This window comes from Sphingobium sp. TomTYG72 (assembly GCF_055394715.1).
In genome coordinates this window covers 2,688,757-2,708,698 of the sequence record NZ_AP027336.1, presented here as the reverse complement: position 1 = coordinate 2,708,698, position 19,942 = coordinate 2,688,757, and the positions used below count along the sequence as shown (strand labels likewise).

At 62.4% G+C, this 19,942-nt stretch carries 21 protein-coding genes and 1 riboswitch; of the genes, 9 read left to right on the top strand and 12 right to left on the bottom strand.

What is annotated here, in order from left to right; translation table 11 throughout:
• Nucleotides 1–33 precede the first annotated feature (33 nt).
• Both ACZ5U1_RS13360 and ACZ5U1_RS13355 read right to left on the bottom strand, forming a co-directional pair.
• Nucleotides 34–1,119 (bottom strand): YjgN family protein, encoded by a 1,086-nt coding sequence (locus ACZ5U1_RS13360; protein ID WP_464778824.1) that lies wholly within the window; start codon nt 1,117–1,119, stop codon nt 34–36.
• An 81-nt stretch (nt 1,120–1,200) separates the two neighbouring features.
• A complete protein-coding gene (locus ACZ5U1_RS13355; protein WP_464778823.1) occupies nt 1,201–1,638 on the bottom strand; it encodes an ExbD/TolR family protein in 438 nt (145 codons plus the stop codon).
• A gap of 162 nt (nt 1,639–1,800) precedes the next feature.
• Between ACZ5U1_RS13355 and thrS the strand changes: the two genes are divergently transcribed.
• The 3 genes from thrS (at nt 1,801) to ACZ5U1_RS13340 (ending at nt 5,146) form a co-directional block, all read left to right on the top strand.
• Nucleotides 1,801–3,783: a threonine--tRNA ligase gene (thrS, locus tag ACZ5U1_RS13350; protein WP_464780054.1), complete on the top strand. Its 1,983-nt coding sequence runs from the start codon at nt 1,801–1,803 to the stop codon at nt 3,781–3,783.
• Between the two features lie 125 nt (nt 3,784–3,908).
• Nucleotides 3,909–4,442: a translation initiation factor IF-3 gene (gene infC, locus ACZ5U1_RS13345; RefSeq protein WP_037464624.1), complete on the top strand. Its 534-nt coding sequence runs from the start codon at nt 3,909–3,911 to the stop codon at nt 4,440–4,442.
• Between the two features lie 106 nt (nt 4,443–4,548).
• Nucleotides 4,549–4,630, top strand: a riboswitch (ZMP/ZTP riboswitch).
• A gap of 117 nt (nt 4,631–4,747) precedes the next feature.
• Nucleotides 4,748–5,146, top strand: coding sequence for a protein tyrosine phosphatase family protein (locus tag ACZ5U1_RS13340; protein ID WP_464778822.1), 399 nt, complete (start codon nt 4,748–4,750; stop codon nt 5,144–5,146).
• 17 nt (nt 5,147–5,163) lie between these two features.
• On the opposite strand, the gene ACZ5U1_RS13335 is transcribed toward ACZ5U1_RS13340, so the two are convergent.
• The 6 genes from ACZ5U1_RS13335 to pabB form a co-directional block, all read right to left on the bottom strand.
• Nucleotides 5,164–6,276, bottom strand: a complete 1,113-nt coding sequence (locus ACZ5U1_RS13335) for a zinc-binding dehydrogenase (protein WP_464778821.1) — start codon at nt 6,274–6,276, stop codon at nt 5,164–5,166.
• A 13-nt stretch (nt 6,277–6,289) separates the two neighbouring features.
• Nucleotides 6,290–6,961, bottom strand: a complete 672-nt coding sequence (gene msrA / locus ACZ5U1_RS13330) for a peptide-methionine (S)-S-oxide reductase MsrA (protein WP_464778820.1) — start codon at nt 6,959–6,961, stop codon at nt 6,290–6,292.
• Entirely contained in the window at nt 6,948–7,115 is a 168-nt protein-coding gene (locus tag ACZ5U1_RS13325) for a hypothetical protein (protein WP_464778819.1), read from the bottom strand. Before ACZ5U1_RS13325 ends, msrA begins: the two co-directional genes overlap by 14 nt.
• Nucleotides 7,116–7,374: 259 nt before the next feature.
• Nucleotides 7,375–8,577 (bottom strand): pyridoxal phosphate-dependent aminotransferase, encoded by a 1,203-nt coding sequence (locus tag ACZ5U1_RS13320; protein WP_464778818.1) that lies wholly within the window; start codon nt 8,575–8,577, stop codon nt 7,375–7,377.
• Between the two features lie 306 nt (nt 8,578–8,883).
• Entirely contained in the window at nt 8,884–9,507 is a 624-nt protein-coding gene (locus ACZ5U1_RS13315) for an aminotransferase class IV (RefSeq protein ID WP_464778817.1), read from the bottom strand.
• An 18-nt stretch (nt 9,508–9,525) separates the two neighbouring features.
• Complete coding sequence (gene pabB / locus ACZ5U1_RS13310) at nt 9,526–10,707, bottom strand: aminodeoxychorismate synthase component I (protein ID WP_464778816.1); 1,182 nt, start codon at nt 10,705–10,707, stop codon at nt 9,526–9,528.
• 93 nt (nt 10,708–10,800) lie between these two features.
• On the opposite strand from pabB, the gene ACZ5U1_RS13305 reads away from it, so the two are divergent.
• Nucleotides 10,801–11,187, top strand: coding sequence for a DUF983 domain-containing protein (locus ACZ5U1_RS13305; RefSeq protein ID WP_464778815.1), 387 nt, complete (start codon nt 10,801–10,803; stop codon nt 11,185–11,187).
• Nucleotides 11,188–11,413: 226 nt separating this feature from the next.
• On the opposite strand, the gene ACZ5U1_RS13300 is transcribed toward ACZ5U1_RS13305, so the two are convergent.
• Nucleotides 11,414–11,851: an acyl-CoA thioesterase gene (locus tag ACZ5U1_RS13300; protein WP_464778814.1), complete on the bottom strand. Its 438-nt coding sequence runs from the start codon at nt 11,849–11,851 to the stop codon at nt 11,414–11,416.
• A 180-nt stretch (nt 11,852–12,031) separates the two neighbouring features.
• Here ACZ5U1_RS13300 and ACZ5U1_RS13295 point away from each other — a divergent pair, with 180 nt between their 5' ends.
• Nucleotides 12,032–13,162: an AI-2E family transporter gene (locus tag ACZ5U1_RS13295; RefSeq protein WP_464778813.1), complete on the top strand. Its 1,131-nt coding sequence runs from the start codon at nt 12,032–12,034 to the stop codon at nt 13,160–13,162.
• A 6-nt stretch (nt 13,163–13,168) separates the two neighbouring features.
• Here ACZ5U1_RS13295 and ACZ5U1_RS13290 read toward each other — a convergent pair whose 3' ends face one another.
• Nucleotides 13,169–14,500, bottom strand: a complete 1,332-nt coding sequence (locus tag ACZ5U1_RS13290; RefSeq protein WP_464778812.1) for an FkbM family methyltransferase — start codon at nt 14,498–14,500, stop codon at nt 13,169–13,171.
• A 266-nt stretch (nt 14,501–14,766) separates the two neighbouring features.
• Complete coding sequence (locus ACZ5U1_RS13285; RefSeq protein ID WP_464778811.1) at nt 14,767–15,630, bottom strand: sulfotransferase family protein; 864 nt, start codon at nt 15,628–15,630, stop codon at nt 14,767–14,769.
• A 255-nt stretch (nt 15,631–15,885) separates the two neighbouring features.
• Here ACZ5U1_RS13285 and ACZ5U1_RS13280 point away from each other — a divergent pair, with 255 nt between their 5' ends.
• The 4 genes from ACZ5U1_RS13280 to ACZ5U1_RS13265 are packed head-to-tail and all read left to right on the top strand — an operon-like array spanning nt 15,886 to nt 18,338.
• Nucleotides 15,886–16,161: a hypothetical protein gene (locus ACZ5U1_RS13280; protein WP_464778810.1), complete on the top strand. Its 276-nt coding sequence runs from the start codon at nt 15,886–15,888 to the stop codon at nt 16,159–16,161.
• Complete coding sequence (locus ACZ5U1_RS13275) at nt 16,161–16,763, top strand: sugar transferase (RefSeq protein ID WP_464778809.1); 603 nt, start codon at nt 16,161–16,163, stop codon at nt 16,761–16,763. The genes ACZ5U1_RS13280 and ACZ5U1_RS13275 overlap by 1 nt, the downstream gene beginning before the upstream one ends.
• Nucleotides 16,735–17,658: a methionyl-tRNA formyltransferase gene (locus ACZ5U1_RS13270; protein ID WP_464778808.1), complete on the top strand. Its 924-nt coding sequence runs from the start codon at nt 16,735–16,737 to the stop codon at nt 17,656–17,658. Before ACZ5U1_RS13275 ends, ACZ5U1_RS13270 begins: the two co-directional genes overlap by 29 nt.
• Entirely contained in the window at nt 17,655–18,338 is a 684-nt protein-coding gene (locus tag ACZ5U1_RS13265) for a PIG-L deacetylase family protein (protein ID WP_464778807.1), read from the top strand. Before ACZ5U1_RS13270 ends, ACZ5U1_RS13265 begins: the two co-directional genes overlap by 4 nt.
• Before the next feature lie 144 nt (nt 18,339–18,482).
• Here the strand turns inward: ACZ5U1_RS13265 and ACZ5U1_RS13260 are convergent, their stop codons facing one another.
• Nucleotides 18,483–19,823, bottom strand: a complete 1,341-nt coding sequence (locus ACZ5U1_RS13260) for a lipopolysaccharide biosynthesis protein (RefSeq protein WP_464778806.1) — start codon at nt 19,821–19,823, stop codon at nt 18,483–18,485.
• Nucleotides 19,824–19,942: the final 119 nt, after the last annotated feature.

The following is a 19,942-nucleotide window of genomic DNA, read 5'->3' as shown; positions in this document are numbered from 1 at the left end:
CATAATGCCAGAGCCGGAAATCGGACAGGCTGGTCAGAAAGCACCTACGTCGAGCGCGTCGAGCAGGCCTTCACCATGGCGGCTGGTCTTCGTCTGCGACTGGGTAAGTTCGTCGGTATAGATCTCGCCGGTCGCATTCATGTGGGTGATGAAGAATTTCCAGTGGCGATATTGGAGGAAGATCGACCCGATGCCGAGGGTGCAGACGACCAGTGCGATGTCGCCGAAGAACAAGGCAAGCCAATCGTCCGTACTGGCCTCAAAGGAAAATTCCAGGCCCGCGAGGGTCAGATTGCCGATCGTTTCGCGCAGGAAGGCCGCATAATAAGCGAGCGCGATGAGGCCAAGCAAAGCATAGACGCCCACGAAGATGACGATGAACGACAGGATGCGCAGCAGCGGCGGGAAGCTGGATGTCACCCAAACGCCGCCAATGGCCCCTCCGAAAGTGCCCGCCATCGCGACGCCGAGCAGGACGAAAAGCAGCGGAGCAAGATAGAAGAGCAGGAACCTCTTCATGAGCGGCCTCGCGCGACCGACCGCAACGAATGGATGCGAGCCGAAGCTCATAGCGTTCATGCGCCGGTTCCAGAGCGAAACCATCGACCATGGGATAAGGAGGCCCAAGGGTATGTAGGACACTATGGTGCGCCACATATATTGCAGGCCGAAACCGAAGCCGCTGTCGTCGGCGCCACCTCTGATGCCGTGCCACCAGGTGCGGCTGAACCGATAACGCAGCGCGCGGAAGCGGGCGACGCCCGTTAAGTAGAAGATAGTGAAGGCCGCCGCCATGGTGAGCACGGCCGCGAGGCCTGCATGCCCCCGAAGGACCAGCGCCTGCGCGCCGAACTGAAGAAACATGAAGGGCACGCCCATGAGCAGCAGCACCATCAGGAATCCCAGCAACAACTCCTTGCCGGTGCCCGTCCATTCGAGCCGATCGTCGATGAAGCGCGTATTCGCCCAGAGATAGCGCCGCGTCCGCGTCGTCGCCCAGAAACGATAGATGCCCAGTGTGACGATCGTCAGCAGCAGGTTGGTAAAAGCGATGGGCGCATATTCGCGCCAGCTTCCTTCAAAGGCGAAGCTCTCGCCGTAAAAGCGTTCCTGGTCCATGATCCCCCCGTAGTCCCCGGCAGCAAAAGACTATGCGCCGGGCGACTGGTCAAGGGGGATCATGTTGGCGGGCGGTTTCTGTCAGAAGGTGGCGTAGCGCTCGTTGCCAACAAAGCCCATATTCTTGACGCCCGCTCGGCGAATGTCGGCGAGCACTTCGTCCACCACGACATAGCGGGCGTCAGCGGCGGGCTGGAACTGCAACTCCGGTTCGACAGGCTTCGCAAGGGACGCGGCGAGATATTGGCGCAGAGTGAGCCTATCGATTGCCGCCCCGTTCCAGCGCAGCACCCCCTCCCCATCGATCGTCAGCCTGTTCTTGACTGAATTTATCGGCGGCTGCGTCACCGTGTCAGGCGTTTGGGGAAGGTCGACGCTGACACTGTGCGTCTGGATCGGGATCGTGATGATGAACATGATCAGCAGCACCAGCATCACGTCGATCAATGGGGTGGTATTCATTTCGCCCATCGGTTGTTCGGGCTGAGACGTGTTGGATTGCGCAAAGCTTGAAGCCATGAACCCCTCCTGTTGAATGATATATCAACACATTCAACATGCCTGTATCAGCGTCCCTTGGCAAGGGTCCCTTCTATTGACAGACGGGGCCGCCCATTTATGGGGAAAGCGCGGCATTTTGCGCTGCCATCCAATCACAGAAAGACCTGTCCCTTGTCCGCGATGCTCAAGATCACCCTGCCCGACGGTTCCGTGCGTGAAGTCGCGCCCGGCACTACTCCGGCGGATATTGCAGCGGCGATCGGGCCGGGTCTGGCCAAGGCGGCTATCGCGGCGCGTGTGGACGGCGAACTGCGCGACATCATGCGGCCTTTGGAAGGCGACGCGCAACTCGCGCTGGTGACGAGCAGGGATGAGGCCGACGCGCTGGAACTGGCACGGCACGACTTTGCGCATCTGCTGGCAGAAGCTGTGCAGGCGTTGTTTCCGGGAACGCAGATTACCTTTGGCCCGGCGACCGACGACGGCTTTTACTATGACTTTGCGCCGAAGGACCGGCCCTTCACGGAAGAGGACCTGCCGGCGATCGAAGCGAAGATGCGGGAGCTGATCGCCGCCGACAAGCCTCTGCGCCGTGAGGTGTGGACGCGTGAGGACCTGATCGCGCGCTGGAAGGCGGAAGGCGAGACGTTCAAGGCGGAATGGGCGGCCGAACTTCTCGAGGGCGAGGAACTGACGGTTTACTGGTCAGGCGGCGAGTGGCTCGACATGTGCCGGGGGCCGCATCTGGCGTCGACCGGCAAACTCGACCCCAACGCCTTCAAGCTGACCCGCGTATCGGGGGCTTATTGGCGCGGCGATCAGAAGAATGCGATGCTAAGCCGCATTTACGGCACCGGCTGGCTTAACAAGAAGCAGTTGGACGCGCACCTCACGCGCCTCGAAGAAGCGGCCAAGCGTGACCATCGCAAGCTGGGCGCGGAGATGGATTTGTTCCACCTTCAGCAGGAAGCGCATGGCTCGGTCTTCTGGCATCCCAAGGGCTATCTGATCTGGCGCGAGCTGGAAGCCTATATGCGCCGCGCCATCGACGATGCGGGCTATCGCGAGGTCAAGACGCCGCAGGTGATGGATGCGCGCCAGTGGGAGCAGTCAGGCCACTGGGGCAAATATCGCGAGAATATGTTCGTCATCCCCGACGAGGTGCCCAACGTCGCTGACGAAGGGCCGCTGGTGTCGGATGATGCCGACTGGATGGCGTTGAAGCCGATGAACTGCCCGGCGCATGTCCTGATCTTCCGTCAGGGGATCAAAAGCTATCGCGACTTGCCGCTGCGCTTCTATGAGAATGGCTGCTGTCACCGGAACGAGCCCCATGGGGCGCTGCACGGGTTGATGCGGGTGCGCCAGTTCACGCAGGATGACGCGCATATCTTCTGCCGCGAGGACCAGATCGTCGCCGAAGTGCAGGCTTTCTGCGAACTGGCGGATCGGATCTACAAGGATTTCGGCTTTACTTACTCGATCAAGCTGGCGCTGCGCCCGGAGAAGCGCTTCGGCACCGAGGAGATGTGGGACAAGGCCGAGGAAGAGCTGCGCAACGCTGTCGCCGCTGCGGGGCTGAACACGCCCGAATATGGTTGGGAAGAGCTGCCGGGCGAAGGCGCCTTCTATGCGCCGAAGCTGGAATGGCATCTGACCGATGCGATCGGGCGGACCTGGCAGGTGGGCACGATCCAGTCCGACCGCGTGCTGCCGGAGCGACTCGACGCGTCTTATGTCGGCGAGGATGGCGAACGGCACCGTCCGGTGATGCTCCACCGGGCGATTTTCGGGTCCTATGAGCGCTTCATCGGCATCCTGATCGAACATTATGCGGGCAAATTCCCGCTTTGGCTCGCGCCGGTGCAGGCGGTTGTCGCGACTATCGTTTCGGACGCGGATGACTATGCGAACGCGGTGGTGGAGAAGCTCCGCGCCGCCGGAATCCGGGCCGAAGTCGATGTTCGTAACGAGAAGATCAACTACAAGGTGCGCGAGCATAGCCTTGCCAAAGTGCCGAATTTGCTGGTTGTCGGCCGTCGCGAGGCGGACGAGGGAACGGTGGCGCTGCGTGAGTTGGGTAAGGAAGGGCAAAGCGTCCTTGCCGTCGATGATGTCATCCAGCGTCTTGCAAAAGAGGCGCTCGCCCCCGATATGCGGTGAGGCAGCGATGCCACATGGGGCCGGTGAATCCGTAACTGCGGACTTGCCGCCCCTTTCGGCTTTGCGCTAAAGGCCGCCAGAGCCGTTTTGGAACAACCATAGGAGAAGCCGCTATACGTCCCCCAATGATGCGCCGCCCGATGGCGCCGCCGCCTAAGTCCGGTCCCCGTTACAATGAGTTCATCACCGTGCCCAAGGTGCGCGTGATCGACGACGAAGGCGAAAATCTGGGCGTGATGTTTACGCAGGAGGCCATGGAGCGCGCGTACGAGATCGGGCTGGACCTGGTCGAAGTGTCGCCGACGGCCGATCCGCCGGTCTGCAAGTTCCTGGACATCGGCAAGTTCAAATACGAAGCCCAGAAAAAGGCGAATATCGCCCGCAAGACCCAGAAGACGCAGGAACTCAAAGAGATCAAAATGCGTCCGAACATCGACGATCATGACTATGATACGAAGATGAAGAAGGTCCATGATTTCATCGGCGACGGGGACAAGGTGAAGATCACCCTGCGTTTCCGTGGCCGTGAACTGTCTCACCAGCAGCTCGGCATGCAGCTGCTCCAGCGCGTTGCCGAGAATGTCGGCGAGATCGCGAAGGTCGAAGCCTATCCGCGCATGGAAGGCCGCCAGATGCTGATGGTGCTGGCGCCGAAATAAGGCTTGCCGGTTTTGGTAGATGCATTTCGGGCGGGGTCTGGGGTCAGACTCCGCCCGATGTGTTTTGGGCAGAGCTTTACGAACCGCTGACTTTAGCCCATTATGTCGGCGTTCGCGCGACTGGCGAGAAGAGGTGGATGACCACCGGGGAACGCGAACTTGATACGCCGCTCGCCTGGGCACCCCTTCCTACGCGGAGCAGTGTCATTGCCCAAGATAACAGAGAGAGCGACCCCAGCGGCATTTTCAACTGGCAGCGGATAGATGATCGGCTGACGACTTCCGGGCAACCGAGCGAGGAGCAATTGACTGCTCTGGCAAACCTCGCTGTCACGCACATCGTGAATCTTGGCCTGCATAGCCATGAGAAGGCGCTGCCTGACGAAGAAATGAGCGTCCATGCGCTGGGCATGAACTACATCCATATTCCCGTCCCATTCGACAACCCTGCCGAGAATGACTTCGAGCGGTTTAAAAACGTGATGGAAGCTTTCTCCACCAAGACGATCCATATCCACTGCATCGCCAATCTGCGGGTTTCAGCCTTTTTCTACCGATATCGGCGAGACATGCTGGGTTGGGAGGAAGCGAAAGCGCGCGACGAAATGGAGCGGATCTGGCGGCCCGGCGGCGTATGGGCAGAGTTCATCGGCGACGCCGCGAGCGCTGGATTGCCTCACAGCTATGCCGGGCGGGATTATTGAGTGCCCCCGGCAACAACTCAGTTCGGAACGATCAGATATTTCTCGCCGGTGCGCCGGGCATTGTAGGTGAGCACAGCTTCACGGCTGAGCGCTTCGGACAGCGAGATGTGGCCCTTATAGTGGCTGGCGAAGGTAGTGGTGATATTGTCCATCACGCGCCGCTTCATCCGTTCGATCGTTTCCGGTCCCGCCTTTTGCAGGAAGGGGAAGAGCAGCCAGCCGCCAACAGACCAGCCGAAGCCGAAGCTGCGCGTCAGGATGGTGGGGGACAGGTCGAGGGCGCCGTAAATATAGGCTTGCTTGGGACTGTCGGAGCCATAGCGGCTGTAGGGCGCGTCCTTGCTCGCGACCTGTTCCATGGCATGCAGTATCTGGCTGACGAGATCGCCGCCGCCGATCGCGTCGAAGGCGATGGTCGCGCCGGTGGCTGCGATGGCGGCTTCAAGCTGAGCGGGGAAATCCTCTGCCGAACTGTTAAGCACATGGTCCGCGCCGATGTCCTTGAGGATGGCCACCTGCGCGTAGTTGCGCACGATGTTCACCAGCGGAATGCCGTCTTCCTGCGCGATGCGCACGAGCATCTGGCCAAGGTTGGAGGCGGCGGCGGTGTGGACGATGGCCTTGTGCCCTTCCCGCTTCATGGTTTCTACAAAGCCAAGGGCCGTCATGGGGTTCACGAATGCGGAAGCGCCCTGCTCCGCCGTCACCTCATCGGGCAGGACCATACAGGCGCGGGCGCTGACGACGCGATATTGCGCGAACATGCCGCCGCTGATCAAGGCGACGCGCTTGCCCAGCAGGGCCTGAGCTTCCGGGGATTCGCCCGCGTCGAGGACGGTGCCAGCCCCTTCATTACCGATCGTCATGGGCTGACCCACTCGCCCCGCTAACGCGCGACGGGCTGCGTCGGGCATGCGGGCGACGATCCGGCCTTCGCTGTAATCTGCATTTTCAAGGTCGGCGGAGGCAAAAAGCAGGGCGAGGTCTGACGGGTTGATGGGTGCCGCTTCTACGCGGACCAGCACCTCGTCCGCCCGAGGCGGCGGTAGCGTCTCGTCCGCCAGTTCCACGGTCAGCCGACCATCCGCATCCAAGGTCGATAGAAGCTTCAATCCTTGGGTCGGGGTCATGGCTATGTCCTTTTCAGGCTGAGGGGCGGGCGCTGTAGAGGTTGGGAAACATGGCCTTGAAGGCGGCGAGTTTGGGCACGTCCCAGCGCCTGATATAGGGATGGCGCGGGTTGCGGATCATGAAATCCTGATGATAGGCGTCAGCGGCCTGGAAGCCGGTGAAGCGCTCGACCTTCGTCACGATCGGGTCGCGCCATAGACCTGCCTTGCCCAATTGCGCCAGATAGGCGCGGGCGGCCTTGTCCTGCCCCGGAGTAAGGGGGAAGAGCGCGCTGCGATAATGGGTGCCGCGATCGGGGCCTTGATAATTGAGCGTGGTGGGGTCGGCGATCACTGAAAAGAAGACCCGCAGCAAGGTAGCGTAGCTGACCTGCCGGGGATCGTAGGTTACGCGGACGGCTTCGGCGAAACCTGTGTCGCCCTGGCTGACGCGCTCATAATCGACCTTGAGTTTGGCAGGGCCGCCAGAAAAACCGGAGGTGACGAGGCGGACCCCCTTGATGTGGGAAAAGACGCCCTCGACTCCCCAGAAGCAGCCGCCCGCGAAGACTGCGGTCTCGAGCTTTCGGGTTGCTGGAGCATCTATCGCGGGTGCTGGCGCGAGGACGGGACGCTCGGCGCGCAGGGGAGAGGCGACGGCGGCGGCCGCAGAGAGGGCGATGAGGAAGGCGTTAAAGGGCCGCATTTGCATTCGCCTCGGGGGCGCTGTCGGACGCGGCCATGGCCGGGGTCGTCAGGGCCGGAGGATCGGCGAGATGAAGGGCGAAGACGCCAGCGGACCCGATCGCAAACCCGCCGAGAAAGCGCAGGAACAGGTCGGATCTCAGGAATGCCAGCATGGCCTTCTTCCTTTCTATCATTTCCCGGAAGGGCGGGGTTAGCAGTGAGCGGCTTAGCCCCCGGTTAACAGGGACCCCCTAATAAGTTTCGAATTGAAACGCGATATAGGCGGCCTTGTTCTGGCTGCAAGACGGTGTGCCGGACGGGAGTCCGTTTTTTTTTTGGAGAGGATGAGGGGAACGGCGATGTTGCGCGCTTTTCCCCTCCACCAGCTTCGCTGGTCCCCCTCCCCATCTTTCGATGGGGAGGATATTCAGGTCACTTCAGGGCGGCGCAGGCTTCCTGGATGCGCTTGCACGCCTTGGCCAGCACCTCTTCCGAAGTTGCATAGCTGATGCGGAAGGCGGGCGAGAGGCCGAAGGCAGCGCCGTGGACGGCGGCGACGCGGGCTTCGTCGAGGAAATAGCCGATCAGCTTTTCGTCGCTGTCGATCAGCTGGCCCTTGGGCGTGGTCTTGCCCATCAGGCCGCTGGCGTCGGGATAGACGTAGAAGGCGCCTTCAGGCGTCGGGCAGTCGAGGCCGGGCGCGTCGTTCAACATCGAGACGACCATGTCGCGACGCTTCTTGAAGGCGGCGTTGCGCTCTTCAAGGAAGTCCTGCTCGCCGGTCAGCGCGGCGACGGCGGCCGCCTGGCTGATCGAGCAGGGGTTGGACGTGGACTGCGACTGGAGCTTGCCCATCGCCTTGATGATCCATTCCGGACCACCGGCGAAACCGATGCGCCAGCCGGTCATCGAGAAAGCCTTGGAGCAGCCGTTGACCGTCAGGGTGCGCTCATAAAGGTCGGGGCACACCTGCGCGATGGTGGCGAAGGGGGTCGGCGCGTACCAGACATGCTCATACATGTCGTCGGTCATGATGAGGACGTGCGGGTGGCGGCGCAACACTTCGCCCAGATCCTTCAGTTCGCTGGCCGAATAGGCTGCGCCCGAAGGGTTGGAAGGCGAGTTCAGGATCAGCCACTTGGTGCGCGGTGTGATCGCGGCGTCGATCTGCGCGGCGGTGATCTTGTAGCCCTGGCTCGCCGGGCCTTCGACAAAAACAGGCGTGCCGCCCGCGAAATTCACGATGTCGGGATAGCTGACCCAATAGGGTGCAGGGATGATGACTTCATCGCCCGCATCGACGGTCGCGACCAGCGCGTTGAACAGCGTGTGCTTGCCGCCCGAGTTCACGCTGATCTGGCTGCGCTTGTAGGTCAGGCCATTGTCGCGGTTGAACTTGAAGGCGACCGCGTCCTTGAGGTCGGCGGTGCCGTCCACATCGGTGTAGCGGGTCAGGTTCTTGCGGATCGCGGCAATGCCCGCTTCCTTGACGAAGTCGGGGGTGTCGAAATCAGGTTCGCCCGCCGAGAGACCAATGACATCGACGCCTTCGGCTTTGAGGGCATTCACACGCGCGCTCATCGCCAGGGTGGCGGAGGGCTGGATGCGACCGAGGGCAGCGGAAGTCTGGCTCATCGTGACACTCTTTCTGATGGATAGTGAGTCCGCGCGGGCGGACGCGAGGCTCCTTAATGCGCTATCGCGCAGGGGGCAACCGCCAGTTGGGGTGGGTTGGCTTGTATAGCGCAACAGTCGTCATTCCAGCGACCCGAAGGGCGGCGAAGCCAACGCTGGAATCTTGAGAGGCTTGGCGCGAGCTGGCCTGAGATCCCAGCGTTGGCTTCGCCGCCCTTCGGGTCGCTGGGATGACGGGATGTGGGGCATTTCCCCTCCACCACTCGCTTTGCGAGCGGTCCCCCTCCCCATCTGCGATGGGGAGGATTATTTGACTAGGGAGGCCGCGACCATGCCTCGGGCGGCGTTGCCGATGAAGAAGCCGTGCGCGAGATCGCGGGGTTTGAGGTCGGCTTCGACCGCTTCGCCCATTTCGATGAGGCTGCGGCGCAAGACGCCGGGCAGGATGCCGCGCGACAGGGGGGGAGTCACCAGCTTGTCACCGCGCTCCACGAAAATGGAGGAGAAGCAGCCTTCGGTGAGGAAGCCTTCCTCATCGGTCATCAGCACCTCAAAGGTGCCGCCGCGTTTCAGCGCGTCGCGGTAGATGGCCCGGTCGGTCGTCTTGTGCGCGAGGCGGAGGTCGGCGGCGGAGCTTTGACGAGGCACGATCGCCACCTGCATGATCGCCTGCGGCCAGGTGCGATGTTCGCGCACTTCGATAGCGATCGAACCGCGCCGCGAGACCAGAAGGCGCAGGCGGCTGCGTTCACGCAGGCGGAAGGTCGCGGCTTGCAGTTCGTTGCGGACTTCATGGCGGTCGAAGCTGAAGTCGAGTGCCGCAGCGCTCGCCTTCAACCGTTCGAGATGCAGTTCGAGCAGCCTGATACCGTCGACCGGATCGAAAGCCATGGTTTCGAGCAGGTCGAACCGTCCGTCAGCCAATGACATCGAAACTATTCAAGCCCCCTACTGTCCTGCGGTCGTTAGGAAGCGCCCCTTGGCCAGGCATTCCGCCCACTCGGATGCCGCATCCGAGTCCGCGACAATGGCCGAACCCAATCCCAGGCGCCCCTCCCTGCTGCCTTCTTCAACCCAAATCGTGCGAATGGCAACATTGAAGGCGGCGTCTCCGTTCGGATCGATCCAGCCCATGGTGCCGGTATAGATATCGCGCGGATGTACCTCCACCGCTTCGATAATTTCCATCGCCCGCACCTTTGGCGCGCCGGTGATCGATCCGCAGGGGAAGAGAACGCGCAAAATATCGACAGGCGACAGGCCCGGCAGCAGCCGCGCGCGGATGGTCGATACCATCTGGTGCACCGTCGGATAGGTTTCGACATGGAAGAGGTCGGGGACGATCACCGTTCCCGCGCGCGACACGCGTGACAGGTCGTTACGCAGCAGGTCGACGATCATCAGATTTTCGGCGCGCTGCTTGATGTCCTCCTCCAGTTCGCGCGCCAGTGCCGCGTCGCGCATCGGGTCGGTGGAGCGGAGGGCGGTGCCCTTCATCGGACGGGCGGTCAGTTGCCCGCGCACATTGGTGAAGAAGAGTTCGGGCGAGAAGGAGAGGATATTGTGCGCGCCGGTACGGATGATGCCGCCATAGCCCGCGCGCTGGCGGGGACGGATCGCGGCATAGAGCGCCATGAGGTCGCCATCGAAGCGCGCGGCGCAAGGGAAAGTCAGATTGACCTGATAGATGTCGCCTGCCCGGATATATTCCTGCACCTGAGTGAAAGCAGCGCGATAAGCCTGCTCGTCCAGCAGCGGTTGCGGCGCTTCTATGCTGGTGGTGGCGGGATCGGGCAGCAGGTCCGGGATCAGCGCGGGATCAATCAGACGATGCCCTTCAAACAGGCCGAACCACAGGAGCGGCATGGCAGGCCCGCGATCACCCTGTCGCAGGGCGATCGGCTGGAGGCGATCCTCCAGCATCAGTCCAGCCTCGTAGCTCATGTAACCGGCCGCATGCAGGCCCATCTCGCCTGCTTCGGCGATGCGATCGAGGGCGGGCTGCACATCCTCAAGGCAATTGGCGCAGATGATCTCCACCGGGTCGCGATAAAGGCGCGCGGGCGCGGGATTGCGCTCTCGCGCATCGTCGAACAGGACAAAGGCTTCGGAAGGACCCGGCAGTCGCATGGGGGCCGTCTTAACAGCCTTTTGGCCGGACGAAAGGGAGGCGGCGTTTAAACCTTTGTTGCACGACCCGCCGCGTGGCCATAGGGACGGCGCATGAGCAGTCATCCTTCCGCAGATGCCGTGGCGCGTCCGCTTCGCCCGGCCTTGACTTCAGGACTGCGCGGCCGGTGCCCCGCCTGTGGTGAGGGCGCGATGTTCGCAGGCTTCCTGAAGCCCAGTCCGGCCTGCGATGCGTGCGGCCAGCCATGGGACGTGTCGCGGGCGGACGATTTCCCCGCCTATATCGTGATCCTGCTGCTGGGGCACATATTGGTGCCCTTGATGATCGAGGTGAACCATGCGTTTGCCATTCCACTAGGGATGCAGGCAGCGCTTTGGCCCGGACTAGCCGTGGTACTGGCAGCGGTTATGATCCAGCCGGTGAAGGGTGCGGTGATCGCCTTTCAGTGGGCGCGGCGGATGGATGGGTTTGCGGGCTGATCTAGCTCCACCCGTTCATCACTCCCCCTTCCCTTCTCTTCAAGAAAGGAAAGCCGTTGGCTTCGCCGGCCTTCGGCTCGACAAGCTCAGGGCGAACGGAGGTGAGGGTCGTGGTTTCGCCCGAACGGGGGTGAGGGACGGTGGTCCGGGCAGACGGCGCGGGCCAGGCTCACGAGACCCCAGCTTCGCTGGGGTGACGATTTAAACTGAGGGTGACGCTAGCGGTTCAGGTCGGCTGGCGGAGGAAGTTGCTCTCCATGGCTTCGCGCAGGCTGGCGTCGATGATGCGGCGACCTTCCGCGCCGTGTGTGACGACGGTGGTGTCGCAGGTGGCGACGCAGACGCCCTTCTGGAAGGCGGCAGAGCTGACGGTCCAGCTGGTACGGCCGATATGCCCGATGCCGCAATGCACTTCAAACGGATAGGGGAAGTGCGATTCCTCGACGAAGTTGAGCGAAACGGCGGCGACGAGCCAGCGCACGCCCTGTTCCTGCGGGTGGCGGCCGAGATGATGGTGGAAGCGGATGCGGGCGGTTTCGAAGATGCCCGAGATGGCCACATTGTTGATGTGACCCATCGTGTCGATATCCTGGAAGCGCGTATCGATGCTGGTGATGAAGCTGTAGGCTTCCGGGCTCAGCCGCCAGGATTCGGGTTTTGCCATGTCGTGCTTTCCGATGGTTATCCCTGAAGCTCTTACCCTTCGCGGGCGGGGATTCAATCGCTCACGGAAAATTGGCGCAACTGCGACCTTTTTGACACAGCGGATGTTGGTCGGGGCGCAAAAGCGCGGCCATCGCGCGGGAGATGGACTTTTGCCCCCGATTTCTGCCAAAGCGCAAACATGACCGGCAAGCCACAGAATGTCCGCATTGAAGATGGCGTCTTTCTGGGCTTCGTCCTGTTGGTCTCGGTGGCCTTTGCGCTGGTGATCGAGCCGTTTTTCGCGGCCATATTGTGGGGCGTGATCGCCGCCATATTGTTTGGCCCCATCAACCAGAACCTGCTGCGGCAGATGCCGGGCCGCCCCAATAGCGCGGCGGGGCTGACGCTCTTGCTGATCGTGGCCGTCGTCATCCTGCCTGCGATCGTCCTGGCCATCGCGCTGGTGCAGGAGGCAACGCTTTTCTACGGCAAGCTGCAATCGGGCGAAATCAATATCGCTCGGATGTTTGCCCAGTTCCAGGCGAACTTGCCGGACTGGGCATCGGCCTTGCTCCGCCGCGTTGGCATCACCAATTTCGCGACAGTCCGCGAGATGCTGGGCCAGGGCATTGCCAACAGCTTCCGGTCGGTCGCAGCACAGCTATTCCAGATCGGACAGAGCGCGTTCAGCTTCTTCGTCGCGCTCAGTGTGACGCTCTACCTTACTTTCTTCCTGCTGCGGGATGGACCGGCGCTGGCGGCGCGGCTGGACCGCGCGGCGCCGCTGCGTTCCACCCACCGCCGGGCACTGATGCAGCAGTTCGTTGTTGTCACCCGCGCCACGATCAAGGGCAGCGTGGTCGTAGCCATCGTCCAGGGCATGATCGGCGGCACCGTTTTCTGGGCGCTGGGGATCACCGGAGCGCTGCTCTGGGGTGTGCTGATGGGATGCTTTTCGCTGATCCCGGCAGTGGGCACGGGCCTCGTCTGGGTGCCGGTGGCGATTTACCTGCTGGCGACGGGCGCGGTGGTCAAGGGGATCATCCTGATCGTCTGCGGCCTGTTCGTCATCGGGCTGGTCGACAATCTGCTGCGGCCCATACTGGTCGGGCGGGACACGCGGATTCCCGATTATGTGGTGCTGATCACGACGCTGGGCGGCATCGACATGTTCGGCTTCAACGGCATCGTCATAGGGCCGGTGATCGCCGCGCTGTTCATCGCGACGTGGAACATCGTCACGCGGATGCGGACGGGCAACGGGCTGGAAGGGCCGTTGACGCAGGAAGACACGCAGTCCGCTGAGGTGGATCGCGAAGGGTTGGACTAGCCGCTCTTAGGAAGAGACGTTGTCGGCGATATCCTCGGCAAGGCGATCGAGTTCGGCGGGCTGCTTCCTCTTGCTGATCAGGGCGTAGGCCAGTTCGCCCTCCTGCCAATAAGCGACGGTCTTGCCATCGCGGGTGAGCACGGCCGGTTTGGCGGGCGCCACCCGATCGTCGCGGACGGCGAACAGGGATACCGGGCGGCTGACATCGTTGGTGATGGTCATCTGAAGGCTAGGGCCGCTGTCGGAAGGGAAAAGCTGCACGTCAGTGATGCGCCAACCCTGCGGCAGGACGGGAAGCGCAATGCGGGCGAAGGAGCCGACTTCGCCGATGTTGAACACCGTGGGCGGGGAACGGCGCAGCGCGTTCCGCATTTCCGCGACTTTGTGCGACTGCAAGGCTTCCTTGATGAAATATTCCTCCGCCTGTCCACGATCGACCGACACGCCCTTGCCCATGGCGAACCAGCCGCCTGCCAACACCAGCAGGGCCGCAGCGACGCGCGCGAGGCGGGATGTTGATCGGGTGGGCGAGAGCGAGACGGGGGCAGCATGAGAAGGCCGCCGACGAAACGGCGTGACGTTAGCACAGGCCGCGAAGGTTACTGCAGTGTCAGTCCGGCGGTGGAAAACCGCATCGAAATGATCGCCTGCGCCGTCAGGATCGACGCGGGTGAAGCCATGGCGCTCTAGCAGGGTGAAGACTTCGCCTGCATCAGCACCATAGCGGTGAAGGTTCCGGTGATCGATTTCGACGACCGCTGCCCGCGTTTGCGGGAGGGCGAGGATCGGCGCCAGCCCCTGAAGGACAGCATGTTCAAATCCCTCCACATCGATCTTCACCGTGATGGATCGCTCGCCGATCAGCTTGAGGAGGCCGGGAAAGTCGCCGATCGACAATGTCATGACCCGTTCCCCATCCTCCACAGGCTCGCTGGCGATGGAGAAGCGCCCGGAATGCCCTGTCGCGCGATTGTCGAGCAGGTCGGGACGGGTCAGGGCCGCAAGGGCCATGTTGAAGGGCAGGACATTGCCGAAGGCGTTCAGGCTGATGTTCCTGACGAGCTTTGCAAAGGTGGAAAAGCAAGGTTCGAAGGCGACCACCAGACCGTCCGGCCCCACACGCTCCGCCGCAAGCAGGGTGAAGATGCCGCAATTGGCGCCGACATCGATGAAGCAGTCGCCGGGATTGAGGCATTCCACCTCATCGGAGACTCGCGCGCCATATTCCCCGGTCAGCCCAAGCACATGAGTCCGGTCACGCACGTCGAAGGCGAGGCGGACATTGCCATAGCTTGACCGAATCGGCGTGCCATCCAGCACCCCGGCGAAAGGCGACAACAGCCGCCACTTCCCGCGGAAGCGAGGCAATCGGTGGACATAGAGGTTCAACAGCCAAGGTCGAACCACCCTGGAACCCGGCATCAGCGCACCTCACTTCCCTTATGGTCGGCAATTTACGTCATGCATGATCGTCAGTGTCCGACTTTTCTGGAGTACCCCCGCAGTTGCCCGTCCCGCAGTTAGCGGAGATGCATGCGGGTCGGGCCGATGCTCCATACGGCGTCAGATAAGTCGCCGCCGTTACTGGAGAATGACGGCGCGCCTCACTTCGCGGCCATGGCTTGAGCGTCGATCGAGGCAGGATCACCGGTAATCCAGTGGCGCAAATCCATCTGGAGGATGTCTTGCAGGATCAACAGGTCCTCGCAGTAAAAATCGCGCAGCATCTGCTGCAATTCATCAGTGAGGGGCGGGTAGCGGATCGGCGCCGCCAGCGATGCGCGCAATTTTGCCAGATGGGGGTTGGAGCGTAGCGGGTCGAGCACCGGGCGCATCGGTTGCAGCATACGGCGCAGGGGCAGCGGCAACATCGGGCTGGCGCTGTCATTTTTCCGGCTGGCGACCTCTTCCGGCGCGATATGCACGGGCACGCCGATATGGGTGCAGACGTCCGCGATGACCTGTTCGGGCTGCTCCCGAAGCGATTCGTACAGGATCACGTGAATCTGATCGCGCGGATAATGGCGCAGGAAGCGGCGCAGATGTGCACCGTAGAGCCCGCCCGACAGGAATCGCGACTGTTCAGGCTGCGCGCTTTCCAGATATTTGCGCGGGTTGCCGCCGACCTGTCCGCGTCGGAAGAGCATGCAATAATCGGAATAGGCGCGCTGAACCGGGTCGCGCAGTTGAACGATGAGCCGGGCGTCGGGAAGCATGGCCCCCATACGCTCCGGAGCTTGCGGATGCGCCAGATAGTCCGCCGACTTTTCCCCGATGATGCGGCCGGGCGGAGCGGGATCGAAGAGGGAGGCGTACCAGGCCGGGCCGCGATCATATTCCGAACTGAAATAATGCGGTTCGGCGTCAGGGAGCCACAGCCCCGGATGATTGCGGAGTTGATGAGCGATCCATGTGGTCGCGCCCTTCATGGCGCCGATAACGACGAAGCTTGGCTGGCGATCAATCATGTTCTTGAGATAGGGCGGATGTGGGCGCCGGGCAGTTGGGCATAGGTACGATCCGAAGAGGGGTAGCGGTCTTATCCCTTTGAGCAGAAATCAAATCCCGATCCCCATTCCTCATCCGAAAGTATGGGCAGCGCAGGGGTCAGCTGGCCTCAAGTATAGGTGCGGAATGGTGCGGCCTTTTCCGGCTGCTTTGTCCTATGCTTGCCCGTGCCGCCCCCTCTAGCGCGGCGATCCGGGGAGCAGTCACGGGACCGCATGAAGATCATCGTCATCGCCAGCCTCGCCTATTCGGTGATCAATTTTCGCGGGCGGCTGATCGCGGCAATGATCGGCAACGGGCATGAGGTCATGGCCTGCGCGCCCGGCCGCGATCCCGAAATCGAGGCAAAGTTGGCGCGGGCGGGGATGAACCCCTTTGCCGATATGGGCACGCTGAGCTGGCTGATCGGTTGTTTCCGGAAAAATCGGCCGGACGCGGCAATGGCCTATATGCAGAAGCCGATCATCTACGGCGGCACCGGAGAATCCTGATGGGCGTGAGGCGGCTGATCGACATGTTGTTCGCGGCTACCGCCCTGCCGCTGGCGCTGCCGGTCATGGCGGTGATTGCCGGCGCCATCAGGCTGACCGATGGCGCGCCGGTGTTGTACCGGCAGGTCCGCGTGACGAAGGGAGCGCGACGCTTTTCCGTCATCAAGTTTCGCACCATGACCGACGCCCGCGACCGGGATGGTCGGTTGCTACCCGACGCCATGCGGACGACACGGATCGGCGGGTTCCTCAGGCGTTCGCGATTGGACGAACTTCCGCAGCTGTGGAACATCCTGACCGGCACCATGAGCCTGATCGGCCCCCGCCCCCTGCTGCCCGCGACCATAGAGGAAGCCGGAGAGCGGGGACGGCAGCGGTGCACGGTCAGGCCCGGCCTGACGGGTTGGGCACAGGTCAACGGCAACACGCTGCTGGATGAGCGAGACAAGATCGCGCTCGACCTCTGGTACATCGCAAACCGCTCCTTGTGGCTCGACCTCACCATCCTTGCCCGGACGATCAGCGTGGCGGTGCGCGGCGAACGGTCCAACCAGTCATCGATCAGGAGGGCGCATGAAGGCCATAGTCGTTGGCGCGGTTGAAAGCACGCGGGTCGCGGTGACGGCCCTTGGCGCATCCCCCCAATGGGATGTGGCGGCGGTATTCACCCTGCCGCCGGACCTTGCTCATCGCCATTCCGATTTCGTCGATCTTTCGGGCGAGGCAGAAAAAGCGGGGGCGCGGACAATGCGAACCGCCAATATCAATTCCGATGTGGCGTTGCAGGCGATCCGCGATCTGGCGCCCGATTATATCTTCGTGATCGGCTGGTCGCAGATTTGCGGGGAGGAGTTCCGCGCCACCGCGAGGCGGGGAGTCGTGGGCTATCATCCCGCGCCACTGCCACGCCTGCGTGGCCGCGCTGTCATTCCATGGACCATCTTGCTGGATGAGCCCATTTCCGCCTCCTCCCTGTTCCTGATCGACGCGGGGGTGGATAGCGGGCCGCTGCTTGGCCAGCATTATTTCCATCTGGCGCCGGATGAGACGGCAGCGACGCTCTATGCCAAACATATGGCCGCGCTGGAAGCGATGCTGCCGGACGTGCTTGAGGATATTGCGGGCGGATCGCCGACGCTCACGATACAGGATGAGCGGTGTGCCACCTATGCCGCGCGCAGGCGGCCGGAAGATGCACTGATCGACTGGTCGGCGCCAGGATCGGCGATCTGGCGCTGTGTCAGGGCCTGCGGTCATCCTTATCCCGGCGCCTGGACGAGCTATGCGGGCGAGAAGATCGTCATCGAACAGGCAGCCTTGGTGCCCCTGCACCATCATGCCGCCGCCATGCCGGGGCAGATTGTCGAGCGTATGGCGGAAGGCTTCGTCGTGCGCTGCGGCGACGATCAGGGATTGCATGTGTTGCGGTGGCAAACGACACGGGAGGCGCCCCTGCCCAACCACGCCATATTGGGACGGGCCAAGGCTGCGGCATGACGATGATCGATAGCATAGAGCGCGCATTGGTGATCGCGCCCCATCCCGACGATGAAGTGCTGGGCTGCGGGGGAACGATCGCGCGCCTCACTGCCATGGGCCGCCATGTCGAGGTCGTCATCGCGACGCAGGGAAAGCTGCCGCGCTTCACTGCGGCACAGGTGGAACGGGTGCAGGCCGAAGCGCGCCAGGCGCATGAGCTGCTGGGCGTTGGGCGGACGCATATCCTGGAGTTTGAAGCGGCTGCGCTGGATTGCGTGCCGCGCGCGGAGTTGAATGAGGGCATCGCCGCTGTGGTTGCCGAGAGCCGTCCCGACACATTGTTCCTGCCCTTCCCCGGCGACCTGCATTTCGACCATGGCCTGATCTTTGAAGCCGCGATGGTGGCGGCGCGGCCGGTTGGGGCGCATTATCCAAGGCGCATCCTCGCCTATGAGACAGTATCGGAAACCAATTGGGCGGCGCCTTATCTGACGCCTCCGTTTCAGCCGCACGTCTTCATCGACATCAGCGAACATCTGGATCGGAAGATCGAGGCCTTTGGCTGTTTTGAATCGCAGGCTCGTCCTTTTCCCAATGAACGATCCTTCGAAACACTGCGCGCGCTGGCGCAGGTGCGGGGCAGTTGCGTCAGCCGAAGGGCGGCGGAAGCCTTTGTGCTGATAAGAGAGGTAGCCTGACATTAACGCACCCGCGACCCGGACTGGATGAGCATCGGCGCGTCGAGGGATTTCACGGCGCCCCGATCACGCGGCTGGCAGACGGTGCAGATTGCTCGACCCGACCGTATCATCGAGACGCTGGAAGAGTTCTGACGATCGCGGTTATGTCCGCGCGTCTTCCACCGTCCACGGGGCGGCGTTGATCGCCCGACGCAGACACAGCGTCAAGCCGCCCAGCCAAATCACGCCGAACAACAGATGGGCGATGTTCGCGCCCATTGCTCCGACCAGCGGAACCAGCGGAAACACCGCGCAATAAAATGCCAGCGTGCATGCCATCACCGTGCGAAGAAGCGCACGCTGGTCACCCAGGGCCAGCAGCCCAGCGCGGCTGGCAGACCCGCTGATCGCGAAGGTGACGGCCAGGACCTGGACAGTGAGCAAGGGGACAGCTCCAGCAAAATGCGGCCCGACCGCAAGGCGCATCAACGGCCCGCCCACTAACAGCATGGCAACGAAGCAGAAGGCGCCAAAGGCCCCCAGCAGCAATTCGGTCTGGACCAGCACGCGGACGAAGGCGTGGCGCTTACCCGCCGCCACCAACCGGCTGAGATCGGGATAGACCACGGCCTGCACCTGCGCCCCGATCTGCAAAATGATGCGACTGATGCGTTTGGCGATGTGGAATAAGCCCGCGCTTGCCGGGTCGGTGAGCCACCCGACGATCAGCGTGTCCACCACCTGCACGCTCGACCACAGGGTGAGCGAGAGGTTCGACCCGAGCGCAAAACGCCAGATGTCGGGGAAGCGGCCCGTGATCCCCTTCGCCCTTGCTCGTAGCAGTTGGCGAAATCCAGGCTGGGGCAAGAGACGCAGGGCAAAGACGAAATTGACGAGCGAGCCCAGTATCTGGGTGATCGTCCATATGAGGATGATCTGGAACATGCCCGCGCCCGCCAGATAAGCACCCGCCACGCAGAGGAGGCGGACGAACGCGTTCGCGACCTGAATCTGCGCCACGGCCCGATATTGGCCCGCAAGCCTGAATATGGCGGTTGAGACACCGTTGAAGTTGAACAGTAGCGAGGCGGCGAAGAGGAGCGTGTAGCCGACATGCTGGAAGGAGAAGCCGAACAGATAATGTCCGGCGATCGTCAGCACGCTCGCTATCGTCCAGGCCGCGATGCTGCCGCCGATGTCGAGCAGCCAGCCGAATTTGAGCAACGCGAAATAAGTGGCCGGGTCCGCATCGGGATCGACGGTCGCCCCATTGCGGATCAGCGGCTGCCACGACTGAAAGCTGACGAGCCGCTCGCACGCCTGACCCAGCGTCAGGATCATGGCAAAGATGCCATAGGCGGCAGGCCCCAGAAGCCGTGCGACCAAAGCAATGGACAGAAGCGTCAGCGCCAGTGTCGCGGCGGTGCCGGATAGAAGATGGAAGACGGCCCGCGCCCGCCGATGAGTCAGCGCATCGCGCAACCGAATCGCGGAAAAGGTCATCTTCAATCGAAATCCCACCGCATGCATCGGCAAGCCACCTTCAGTCCTGTTTTTTGAGACTTATGATGGGGCCGAAGCAGGAAAGACGCAGCTTCTCTGTCGTCTTAACTCCGAATAGC

Excerpts from the sequence above, each read along its gene's own strand:
- ACZ5U1_RS13355 (WP_464778823.1), bottom strand. The coding sequence starts at position 1,638 with ATGGCTTCAAGCTTTGCGCAATCCAACACGTCTCAGCCCGAACAACCG.
- ACZ5U1_RS13325 (WP_464778819.1), bottom strand. The coding sequence starts at position 7,115 with ATGCTGGCATTCCTGAGATCCGACCTGTTCCTGCGCTTTCTCGGCGGG.
- ACZ5U1_RS13275 (WP_464778809.1), top strand. The coding sequence starts at position 16,161 with ATGGGCGTGAGGCGGCTGATCGACATGTTGTTCGCGGCTACCGCCCTG.
- ACZ5U1_RS13280 (WP_464778810.1), top strand. The coding sequence starts at position 15,886 with ATGAAGATCATCGTCATCGCCAGCCTCGCCTATTCGGTGATCAATTTT.
- ACZ5U1_RS13295 (WP_464778813.1), top strand. The coding sequence starts at position 12,032 with ATGACCGGCAAGCCACAGAATGTCCGCATTGAAGATGGCGTCTTTCTG.
- ACZ5U1_RS13285 (WP_464778811.1), bottom strand. The coding sequence starts at position 15,630 with ATGATTGATCGCCAGCCAAGCTTCGTCGTTATCGGCGCCATGAAGGGC.
- ACZ5U1_RS13265 (WP_464778807.1), top strand. The coding sequence starts at position 17,655 with ATGACGATGATCGATAGCATAGAGCGCGCATTGGTGATCGCGCCCCAT.
- ACZ5U1_RS13320 (WP_464778818.1), bottom strand. The coding sequence starts at position 8,577 with ATGAGCCAGACTTCCGCTGCCCTCGGTCGCATCCAGCCCTCCGCCACC.
- ACZ5U1_RS13260 (WP_464778806.1), bottom strand. The coding sequence starts at position 19,823 with ATGACCTTTTCCGCGATTCGGTTGCGCGATGCGCTGACTCATCGGCGG.
- ACZ5U1_RS13305 (WP_464778815.1), top strand. The coding sequence starts at position 10,801 with ATGAGCAGTCATCCTTCCGCAGATGCCGTGGCGCGTCCGCTTCGCCCG.
- ACZ5U1_RS13335 (WP_464778821.1), bottom strand. The coding sequence starts at position 6,276 with ATGACCCCGACCCAAGGATTGAAGCTTCTATCGACCTTGGATGCGGAT.
- infC (WP_037464624.1), top strand. The coding sequence starts at position 3,909 with ATGATGCGCCGCCCGATGGCGCCGCCGCCTAAGTCCGGTCCCCGTTAC.
- ACZ5U1_RS13360 (WP_464778824.1), bottom strand. The coding sequence starts at position 1,119 with ATGGACCAGGAACGCTTTTACGGCGAGAGCTTCGCCTTTGAAGGAAGC.
- ACZ5U1_RS13270 (WP_464778808.1), top strand. The coding sequence starts at position 16,735 with ATGAAGGCCATAGTCGTTGGCGCGGTTGAAAGCACGCGGGTCGCGGTG.
- thrS (WP_464780054.1), top strand. The coding sequence starts at position 1,801 with ATGCTCAAGATCACCCTGCCCGACGGTTCCGTGCGTGAAGTCGCGCCC.
- pabB (WP_464778816.1), bottom strand. The coding sequence starts at position 10,707 with ATGCGACTGCCGGGTCCTTCCGAAGCCTTTGTCCTGTTCGACGATGCG.
- msrA (WP_464778820.1), bottom strand. The coding sequence starts at position 6,961 with ATGCGGCCCTTTAACGCCTTCCTCATCGCCCTCTCTGCGGCCGCCGCC.
- ACZ5U1_RS13315 (WP_464778817.1), bottom strand. The coding sequence starts at position 9,507 with ATGTCATTGGCTGACGGACGGTTCGACCTGCTCGAAACCATGGCTTTC.
- ACZ5U1_RS13300 (WP_464778814.1), bottom strand. The coding sequence starts at position 11,851 with ATGGCAAAACCCGAATCCTGGCGGCTGAGCCCGGAAGCCTACAGCTTC.